This window comes from Phyllobacterium sp. P5_D12 (genome assembly GCF_054049495.1).
Window position 1 is genome coordinate 1 of sequence record NZ_JBFUMG010000849.1, and the last position, 1,396, is coordinate 1,396.

The 1,396-nt window shown below is 54.5% G+C and carries 1 protein-coding gene and 1 pseudogene; both read right to left on the reverse strand.

Features of this window, described 5'->3' with window-relative positions:
* A pseudogene (locus ACXJ5O_RS27005) lies at positions 1–318 on the reverse strand (ABC transporter ATP-binding protein); the annotation flags it as partial.
* A 245-nt stretch (positions 319–563) separates the two neighbouring features.
* Positions 564–1,396 (reverse strand): glycosyltransferase family protein (locus ACXJ5O_RS27010; protein ID WP_457302599.1); only part of this gene is annotated, 833 nt, incomplete at its 5' end.

Sequence of the window (1,396 nt, forward strand, 5' to 3'; positions counted from 1 at the left end):
GAGCTTGAACAAACCGTTGATGATGACGAGCAGCAGGAAAACCAGGCTCAACGCCATCAATGTCTGGAAACGCGTGAGCTCAAGGCCGTCGAAAAACACCACCTTGCCGAAAGCAGGGAGGTCATATTCGAGATGCATGAAGGTGCGCGTCGCGCCTGGGGTCTCGAAACCGTTACCCTGGATGGGGCCGTTGACGATCTGTTTTGGCAGGTCGAAAGACATGAAATACGGAATCATCGAGACAGCTACGACGAACAGAATCCATATCTGCTGCAGCCGCGTGTTCGACCAGATGTAGCGTGTTAGACTTGTTTCCATGGGCGACCGGGGGCTGTGAATTCAGCTGGAATTTCAAATACTGAAACGTTTGAAGAGTACATRGACGAACTCCATGATTGAATCGTCCCAGCCTACAGCATCAGGTTCGTGAAGGCTATATGACATGGGGACGGAACGTTGCGTTGTCAATTAGCAGTGGTGGCATTCGGTTGTCATTGCGACAAATGATTTTTAGGAAGCCTGAGGGATAAGCGCGGGTGCTGTCGCCATGGGATATTGCTTGACTAAAGGAGACTCCGTAATACCCCAGCCGTGCGCTCGGCACCGTTGAGATCAAGCATATGTGACGATGGTTTTGGCTGTGCCAACGCGGCCTCAAGGGCATTGCCGAGAATACCGGCGTTGAGACTGTTTTCGGGCAAGGCGATGGCGAGACCGAGGGCTTCCAGCCGTGCGGCCCGTACACTCTGTTCCGTTTCGCCACCGGCCGCGAAAGGGACAAGGATGGAACGGCACTGCGCGCGCAGAATATCGCATACCGTGTTGTATCCTGCCTGCGAAATTGAAAGCTGGGCTGCTCTGAGCAATGATGGAAAATCCTGGCGGAAACGGACGACGCTCACATTACCGGGTGCATTTGCCAACAACGCAGCGAAATCGCGTTCCGGCAGATTGGGTCCGGTGATCAGGCACCAGGATCCCCGGAATGCCGATTGCGTTGCCACTTCCAGACTTGACCGGATCAGATCGAACCCCACGGCGCCGCCACCGGCAGACACAACGATATCAAAGACTTCCGATGGTTCGACTGGGTCAGGACCCGCAACCAGACCGGTATAGATGATCTTGTCGGCGATCTCCTTTGCCAGCGGAAACGTATCTGGAAGAGTTGCAAATGACGGGTCTCCATGAACCAGGATATGGTCGAAGTGTGCCTTGATGATGCGAACCGTCTCTTCATCACGCCCCGGCTTCGTGCGCTCCTGCAGGATATCACGGACTGAACTCAGAAGCTTAGGCCGCGGCGACATTGCCTCGATGGCACCCAGCAATGGCAATAGTTCGAATCGCATCTGCCTGCGTCCAAAAGGGAACGCTTCGATGATGACAATAGATG